The sequence below is a fragment of the Microcystis wesenbergii FACHB-1317 genome (assembly GCF_014696875.1).
Lineage (GTDB): Bacteria > Cyanobacteriota > Cyanobacteriia > Cyanobacteriales > Microcystaceae > Microcystis > Microcystis wesenbergii_A.
In genome coordinates this window covers 1-7,453 of sequence record NZ_JACJQV010000240.1, presented here as the reverse complement: position 1 = coordinate 7,453, position 7,453 = coordinate 1, and the positions used below count along the sequence as shown (strand labels likewise).

The window sequence follows — 7,453 nt, the reverse complement described above, 5'->3', positions numbered from 1 at the left end:
TTTTTCCGCTCTTCTCTGTTCGTCTAACTCTTGATTAATTTGTTTCATTACATGGAATCTATCGGCGACTACCTCGGCCGATGGCATCAATTCTTTCACCAAATTTTTATAGGGCAACCAAAGGTCTATGCTGACTTCTTCAATTGGCTCTAACACCTCTTTTCCCCACCCCGTAAGCGTTTCCCTCAACTCTTCTTGTGTTCGCTTCTCTAGAATAGCTATTAGTTTTCCCGTATCTAAATTTACTAAAACTGCACAGTAATTTTTTTGCCCTTTGACTAGAGCGATTTCATCAATTCCTAGTCTTTTTAATTCCGATAGGTCTGGCTCTGTAATTTCTTCAGCTATGTCCTCTATCATTCTTTGAATCTCTTCTTCCGTTACGTCATTTCTTCGGCTAACATTTAAAATATCTCCTGATTTTAATTGTTCGAGTATATTCTCGGCTAGTCTTTTCGTATAGGTTCGTTTCTTGGCGACAAAATCTAACTCTTCGCTAAAGGGTTTCTGACAGTTATCGCCCTTAAATTGACGACGATTAACTTGTAGGTACACTGGTTGGACTGAGATTGGTAAATCTTTGACTAAATGTCGATGATTTTGGTGTAGTTTATCGCTCTCTAACCCACAACGAGGACAGATGGCTTTTTGATTTTTCGATTCGATTCGGAAAACTATACCGATATTTTCTAGGTGTCGATAGCCTTGAATACAGGTTCCTTCTAGGTTCAAAAATTTGTCAAGTATCATAAGTAAAATAATCTCGTTTTTGGCTATTATATCAAATCTTAACTCAATTGTCTATCTTTTGGCATTAACCTGTTTGTGCCTTAAGTCCTTCCCTGTATGGATTTCAGCTACTTTTGAGCGTAGGTGCTCTCATCGAATTTTATTTTAAGTTAATTATTTGCATAACAATTCCCGAAGAGCCCAAAAACCTTGATCGAGAAATTCCGTCCAATTAGGTCGATCGCAATCGGGAAAAACTAGGCCTTTACCATCGTGATAGTAGCGTACTGCATATTCTTGGCTGTAGATCAATTGTATGGCTAACCAAGCACTAATAATACCCAGAAAACCGCAAGCAAAATGAACGATGGCGTGTTCGGAAGCGATCAGATAAATTAATAGTCCGAAACTGCTGATCGTATAAAATAGGGATTCCAGAAATGCCCCCGATGATTGGGAGATTTTAATAGTTCTAATTGCCAGGGGGCAACGCCAGAAATTCTGTAAGCTAGTAACATAATTGCCACTATCAAAGCGAAAAGAAAAGCTAAAACCAGTCGCAGAGTAATAGTTACCGGCAGCATTAAGACCATCAGAGCGACAATTATTTGACAGAGCCAGCGAATTTGAGTATAGCTGGGTTTTCTAGCGGTTTTTTTGACCATAGATCAAAGCAGAATTATCCCTAACTATTCTCTCATAAAAATCTGCGGGGTAAATTAGGCGATCGCTGCTTGTAATTCCGGGCAACTGTACCAACTCCAAGGCCCGTCTAAAACTGGTTTGATATTCAGTTCTTCACGCCATTGATCTAAGGGTTTTTCTAATCCTTCTTCCCACTTGATCGGGAATAGAGGTTGGGCCTGGCGACCGATGGTAATTCCCCGAGAAATTAAATCGAATTTGTAACCGAGAGTTTTATTTAAATCGGCATCACTTTCTACCTGACTTAACAGAGTATCACTGGTAAAAAAAGTCATCAGTAAAGAGAGGATATCGATGAGGAGAAAAGTAGGATAACGAGTTTGAGCGACCGTGACAGAAATTACTCCCAATTCTCCAAGAGTATCTAAACTAAACCCGGTGAGAATGTGATGGATATCGTGGGTTTTATCAATGCGAAAACCAATATAGTCGGCATCGGAATCAAATTGCTCGCGTTGGGGATAAAATTGCGGATCATAGCCCAAAGTGTGCATAATTGTGCCGTAAGTCCAACCGAGAGAACCTTTCGGCATTTTTAACATTGCTTCGAGATCGTAGGGTTTGCCGATGTATCTTTCTTGTACTAATTGCGCGGAGGCTGGTTCTTGCAGAACTGCTTTTACACATAACTCCATCGGGCGACTATTGACCAATCGGCGCTCGATTTCCCAGACATTAGCCGTTTCTTGGCCCGCACCAGCCGCTAGATCGACAAATTCCAGAAATCGATGCAAATTTTCGGGTGTGGCTAATTGATTGATGTATCTGTAACTCATGGAATTATCCTCATCGGTAGATAAATTTACAGGCGGCTTAGAACAAGTGTATTAATAGCGCAGGGGGCCACCGTAACCACCGTATAAACCGACCCCGCGGGTCCCGGCCCCCACCCCGTAAAAGCCGGGACCGACACCACCACCAACACCAATCCAATCGATAAATAGGGAAGTTGCCCCGCCAGCCTTGGGTAGAGTCCCTTCGATGAGCTTGTAGCTATAAATCAAGTCCTTGCCATCGATGACGGGATTGCTAATCTCGACGACAATTATAGTATTGTCTTGACGGCCAGGTTCATAGACCGAGAGGGTAGCATTGGGGGGATCGTTGGCAAAATTATCTTTTCCCGCCCTGGCTGTCCACTCGTCCATGTAGGCGGCCATGGTCAGATTACCAGCAATCCGGTTCGGGCGATCGGAAAAGTATAATGTCTGTTTGTTGACGTTCACTAGGCGAATTGTTTTTGCGACGGGATCTACCTTAAGATCTTCCGCCGTTTGCACGAACATTAACTGCACTTTTTCTTGAGCAGGAGTAGTCTGGGCTACAGAAATATTGGGCATCCCCCAGCTAGTGATTGCCATGGCCGCTACTCCCAGAAAAAGTGTATAACGAAAACGCTTCAGGGATTTGGTCAATTGCTCAGAATTTCTCATGATTGCTCTCCTTAATACCCAGTTTAAATATACAACAGCTTATTTGATATTTCCAGTAATTTTCTTAGCTAACTATTTAGACTAATTAGCAATTGGCTATGATGGTAGTTTCGGAACGATCTGATCGACAAAAATATTAATCAAACCTGTCACCATAAATTGTACTCCGATCGCCGCTACAAATAGGCCCATAACTCGCTGAGTAATACTCAAGCCAATATCTCCTAAAAGTCTTTGTAACCATTTGCCAGCAGCGAGGATGAGAAAGACTAAAAAACTGACTAAAATTGTCATCAAAATCAGTTCAATGCTCGTACCAATACCTAGCTTTGATTCGGCTTCACTGGCATAAAGAATAACGTTAGCAATAACCCCAGGACCCACTAATAAAGGCATAGCCATAGGAATAACAATCTGCCGATAAACTGACTTAGCTTCGCTGAGATAATCCCCGCCTTGCTCATTAATTAAAAGCTCTTTTGTCCCTGCCCCAGAACCGTTAACAATGTTGATACCGATAATCAACAAAAGCACGCCACCAGCCAGGCGAAAAGAGTCTAAGGTGACACCAAAGAATTTTAGCATTGGCGTTCCGATAAACATAAAAATTAATAACAAACACAAGACAGTTAACGAGACAAATAGAGCCACGAGTCGTTGTACTTCTTTACGTTCGCGAGCGGTGTAACTAATAAAAATCGGCAGCATCCCCAGAGGATTTAAGAGGGCGAATAAAGTGATGGCAAAGTTTCTCAAAAAAGACCATTCCATAGGACAAAGTTGCTAATTTAAGCTCAATTTTTTTGCTTTTAACCGAGGGATAGTCTAGATAAAACTACCAGTATCGCAAGTCCCCTTTTCTACTGCCGGGCCATGATAATTTTCAGACGTTCCTCCGGGTCGATCAGGTGGTCATGATCGTCCGTACCCAGATCGAGTTGAACCCAGCCGATCTTGCCGGTGAAACGACTGGTTTTCGAGGTATATTCCGCCGCCACGGGGGTGCCGGATTCGTAGCCGATATCCGTGGTTTCGTCGGCGGAGAAAATAAAAGCCTGAGTTCGTTCTACCCGACCCGTACCCACTGGTTGACCGTCGTAGTAGAGGGTGACATTTCCCCCCCGTCCTAAACCACCACCATCGTAGGCAAACTCCATCCGTACCTGATGCTTGCCAGCAGGGATCGTCTCCGTCGCCTCGGTGACAAAACTTTCAATCCCCAGCACGTTATAGACGAACTTGGCTTTTCCATCGTGGCTATAGACACTCCAACCACCGAAGCGGCCGCCTTGGGCGATAATCACCCCGTCCGCGCCTTCCGGGGGAATTTCCAGTTCCGCCGTTACCGAGAAGGATTTATTTTTGATGTTGATGACGCTATTTTCGGACAAACGCCCCATTCCAGCGAAAAATAATTGCGAGTTCCCCCTGGCGAGGGTGGGTCGGCCGGCGGTGGCGGGATCGATCCGTTCCACTTGGCGATCGTCTAGGGGCAGTACATTATACTTAACCGCCTCGATCAGAAATTGTCGCTGTAGTTCGTGCAGTTTCTCTGGCATTTCCTGGCAGAGATCCCGAGCTTGCGTCCAATCCGTACTGCCGTCGTATAGTTCCCAGATATCATCGTCGAAAGGAACCATCGTCTGTCCAGTCATCACCCACGGGGTGCGGTGCTTGGTAATCGCGCTCCAACCCTTGTAATAGATGCCCCGATTGCCAAACATCTCGAAATACTGCACATCATGACGTTCGGGGGCGGCTGCGTCGTTAAAGGTATAAACCATACTCGTACCCTCGTAGGGACTTTGTAGGACACCGTTAACCATCGTCGGTTCGGGAATGCCTACCACTTCCAACACCGTCGGGGCCACATCGATCAGATGACAGAACTGATGGCGAATCCCACCTTTTTCCCTGATGATTTTGGGATAACGAACAATCGTACCGTTGCGGGTGCCGCCCCAGTGGGAAGCGACCTGTTTCGTCCACTTATAGGGGCTACTCATCGCCCAGGCCCAACCGACCGCGTAGTGATTATAGGAATCGGGCGCACCGAAGTCATCTAGTTTCGAGAGGAGAAATTCCGGGGTTTCTAGACTCGCTAACCCGTTAAAGTTGGCCATCTCGTTAAACGCGCCCTGAAGCGTTCCCTCGGCGGAGGCACCGTTATCACCGACGATGACGTAAATTAGCGTATCGTCGAGGATTTCTAGCTTTTCTAAGGCTTGAATCACTCGTCCCACCTGATCATCGGTATGTTCCAGAAAGGCGGCGTACACCTCCATCTGGCGCTCTAATACCGGCTTCAGGCGCTCGTCCATGTCATCCCATGGGGGAATTTCGGCGTGACGGGGGGTGAGTTCGGCATTTTGGGGAATTACGCCCAGTTCTTTCTGTCGGGCAAAGGTGATCTCACGCTGGCGATCCCAACCGTGAGCGAATTGGCCTCGATACTTGTCGATCCACTCCTTCGGGACGTGGTGGGGGGCGTGGGTTGCGCCGGGGGCGAAGTAGGCAAAGAAAGGCTTATTGGGGGCGAGGGCTTTTTGTTGACTAATCCAAGCGATCGCTCGATCGGCCAGATCCTCGGTCAGGTGATAGCCTTCCTCCGGAGTTTTCGGCGGTTCGATCGGGGTTGTTCCCTCGTACAGTGCCGGCTCCCACTGGTTATTTTCGCCACCGATAAAGCCGTAGAAATACTCGAATCCACCCCCGCCAGAGGGCCAAGCGTCAAAGGGACCGATCGGGCTGGTTTGCCAAACCGGTACTTCGTGGCATTTACCGAATTGCGCCGTGGAATAGCCGTTCAGCTTCAGGGTCAAGGCGAGGGGGGCTTTGGTGTTGGGGCGGACGGAACTCTGTCCGGGGGCGGAGGTGGCGGTTTCGGTGATGTTGCCCATGCCGACCGAGTGATGATTCCTTCCAGAGAGCAAAGCCGCACGACTGGGAGAACAGAGGGCAGTGGTATGAAAACGGGTGTATTTTAACCCAGCCGCCGCTAATCGCTCGAAAGTGGGGGTATTGCAGGGACCACCGAAGGCACTGGCGGCTCCAAAACCCACGTCATCGAGCAGCACGATCAGCACGTTGGGTGCACCGGCCGGCGGTCGGATATCTCGAATCGGGGGATAGTGGGTATCGGGATTCTTGGCGTCGTAGGTGGTTAGACCGAAGGGGGTCAAGTCGGGAATCGGTAGAATTTGGCGTTGGATCGGTTTGTCTTGGGTCATCTTGAGGGCTCCTTTTAAATTGTGCGATCAAGAGTCTAAAATATGATTCTTGCCAAACTAAAAAGTCCAATAGCGGTTCTCCTGAAGGGTTTTGACGACGCTGGCTTTATCCTTGGTCATGATGCTGTCATAAATTGAGTGATTACCACCTTCTCTCAAAAGATAGAAACTGTTTTCTTCAAGGTAGCGAACTAAATCACGCCGTTTGACCGACATAATTAACCTCAACGGGGATTTGTTCGATCAGGCTGTTGCCTAGCGGAATCTCTTTATTCTGCTGTTGATAGGCTAAAACCATTTCCTGGGTAGCATCTCGCAACATCTGTCTGCATTCCTCCAGATATTTACCTTCGGTCACAACTTCTGTCCACTCAACGAGTTGCCCCATATAACCTGTATCAATTTTAGTGTATTTAGCCGTATAGCTCTGTATCATTTACTTGTCACCTTGAAAGCTTGAGACCTATTCATTATTTATTGCCGCAGGCACTGCGTTCTCGAAGAGGGGCGAAGCCTAGCAGACTGCACTATGATGACAGTAATACAATACCGCATTTTTAAAGTTTAATCAACAAGAGGACGGCGTTGCCGAAGGCACCGCGTTCTCGAAGAGGGGCGAAGCCTAGCAGACCGCACTACAAGATCGGTGTTTGTATTGATATACGGCGAAACTCATTTAATTCTTGTTGAGATAAGGGGAGACAGTCCGAATCTGCTTCAGCGGCTTTGTCAATTTCCTCCTCAGTCATTGCTTCGACTTTTTCCCAATCTGTCTTGCCATGACTAGCCTTTTGGGGATCAAGTTTAACTCTGGTAATATTGTCGTCGTTCATTTTTATTGGCTCTCCTTGCTGAAATAATACGATATCTGCCGTTTCTTTTGGTATAGACAACAAATAAAACTACTTGATTAACTATACCAATTACTTGAATTCTGGTTTCATCATAATCACGTTTATCTTCTCTTTCCAAACGGTTGGGATCTAGAAAAATATTTTTTGCATCCTCAAAATCAATCTTGTGCTTGATCAAGTTGGAAGCGGCTTTATTATTGTCCCATTCTATCTCCATTTTATCGAGATGTTATATCTAGTTAATAACATCTGGGGTTACACATGATAGGGTTATATTTAGATTTGTTAGGTTTCGTCACCTCAACCTACAGATCGGCGTACTGCTACGCAGTGCCTTCGGCATCGCACTACAATCTTCCTGTACGCATTGTACAACAAATCTCGAACAAATAAGGTAGGTAGAGTCGATGGGAGGTATTATCCTCCGCACCTCTCTCTTAGAGCCGAGCGTGCGACTTTCACCGCACTCGGCTCCCGATAATCTTAGCTTTCACTTTTGCAC

Annotated in this window: 11 protein-coding genes; all 11 read right to left on the bottom strand. The window is 46.3% G+C overall.

Features of this window, described 5'->3' with window-relative positions:
* The coding region (locus H6F92_RS24735; RefSeq protein WP_190359858.1) for an ISL3 family transposase at window positions 1-750 on the bottom strand (750 nt) is incomplete at its 3' end.
* Window positions 751-903: 153 nt separating this feature from the next.
* On the bottom strand, window positions 904-1,047 hold the full coding sequence (locus H6F92_RS26390; RefSeq protein ID WP_323670472.1) for a hypothetical protein: 144 nt from the start codon (window positions 1,045-1,047) through the stop codon (window positions 904-906).
* Between the two features lie 77 nt (window positions 1,048-1,124).
* Window positions 1,125-1,394, bottom strand: a complete 270-nt coding sequence (locus tag H6F92_RS26385) for a hypothetical protein (RefSeq protein ID WP_242030269.1) — start codon at window positions 1,392-1,394, stop codon at window positions 1,125-1,127.
* 54 nt (window positions 1,395-1,448) lie between these two features.
* Entirely contained in the window at window positions 1,449-2,210 is a 762-nt protein-coding gene (locus H6F92_RS24725) for a Coq4 family protein (RefSeq protein ID WP_185240972.1), read from the bottom strand.
* A 51-nt stretch (window positions 2,211-2,261) separates the two neighbouring features.
* Window positions 2,262-2,867, bottom strand: coding sequence for a hypothetical protein (locus H6F92_RS24720; protein ID WP_002754669.1), 606 nt, complete (start codon window positions 2,865-2,867; stop codon window positions 2,262-2,264).
* 96 nt (window positions 2,868-2,963) lie between these two features.
* Window positions 2,964-3,638 carry a MarC family protein gene (locus H6F92_RS24715; protein WP_190359857.1) on the bottom strand — a complete coding sequence of 225 codons (675 nt, stop codon included), beginning with the start codon at window positions 3,636-3,638 and terminating at the stop codon, window positions 2,964-2,966.
* An 89-nt stretch (window positions 3,639-3,727) separates the two neighbouring features.
* Complete coding sequence (locus H6F92_RS24710) at window positions 3,728-6,097, bottom strand: arylsulfatase (protein ID WP_190359856.1); 2,370 nt, start codon at window positions 6,095-6,097, stop codon at window positions 3,728-3,730.
* 57 nt (window positions 6,098-6,154) lie between these two features.
* Complete coding sequence (locus tag H6F92_RS24705; RefSeq protein ID WP_155119810.1) at window positions 6,155-6,313, bottom strand: addiction module toxin, HicA family; 159 nt, start codon at window positions 6,311-6,313, stop codon at window positions 6,155-6,157.
* Entirely contained in the window at window positions 6,294-6,533 is a 240-nt protein-coding gene (locus H6F92_RS24700) for a type II toxin-antitoxin system HicB family antitoxin (RefSeq protein WP_002788899.1), read from the bottom strand. The genes H6F92_RS24705 and H6F92_RS24700 overlap by 20 nt, the downstream gene beginning before the upstream one ends.
* Before the next feature lie 199 nt (window positions 6,534-6,732).
* A complete protein-coding gene (locus H6F92_RS24695; protein WP_002788900.1) occupies window positions 6,733-6,930 on the bottom strand; it encodes a hypothetical protein in 198 nt (65 codons plus the stop codon).
* Window positions 6,902-7,168 carry a BrnT family toxin gene (locus tag H6F92_RS24690; protein ID WP_002788901.1) on the bottom strand — a complete coding sequence of 89 codons (267 nt, stop codon included), beginning with the start codon at window positions 7,166-7,168 and terminating at the stop codon, window positions 6,902-6,904. Before H6F92_RS24690 ends, H6F92_RS24695 begins: the two co-directional genes overlap by 29 nt.
* Window positions 7,169-7,453 lie beyond the last annotated feature (285 nt).

Coding starts and splice junctions, on each gene's coding strand:
- H6F92_RS26385 (WP_242030269.1), bottom strand. CDS start 1,394: ATGGTCAAAAAAACCGCTAGAAAACCCAGCTATACTCAAATTCGCTGG.
- H6F92_RS24725 (WP_185240972.1), bottom strand. CDS start 2,210: ATGAGTTACAGATACATCAATCAATTAGCCACACCCGAAAATTTGCAT.
- H6F92_RS24720 (WP_002754669.1), bottom strand. CDS start 2,867: ATGAGAAATTCTGAGCAATTGACCAAATCCCTGAAGCGTTTTCGTTAT.
- H6F92_RS24715 (WP_190359857.1), bottom strand. CDS start 3,638: ATGGAATGGTCTTTTTTGAGAAACTTTGCCATCACTTTATTCGCCCTC.
- H6F92_RS24710 (WP_190359856.1), bottom strand. CDS start 6,097: ATGACCCAAGACAAACCGATCCAACGCCAAATTCTACCGATTCCCGAC.
- H6F92_RS24705 (WP_155119810.1), bottom strand. CDS start 6,313: ATGTCGGTCAAACGGCGTGATTTAGTTCGCTACCTTGAAGAAAACAGT.
- H6F92_RS24700 (WP_002788899.1), bottom strand. CDS start 6,533: ATGATACAGAGCTATACGGCTAAATACACTAAAATTGATACAGGTTAT.
- H6F92_RS24695 (WP_002788900.1), bottom strand. CDS start 6,930: ATGAACGACGACAATATTACCAGAGTTAAACTTGATCCCCAAAAGGCT.
- H6F92_RS24690 (WP_002788901.1), bottom strand. CDS start 7,168: ATGGAGATAGAATGGGACAATAATAAAGCCGCTTCCAACTTGATCAAG.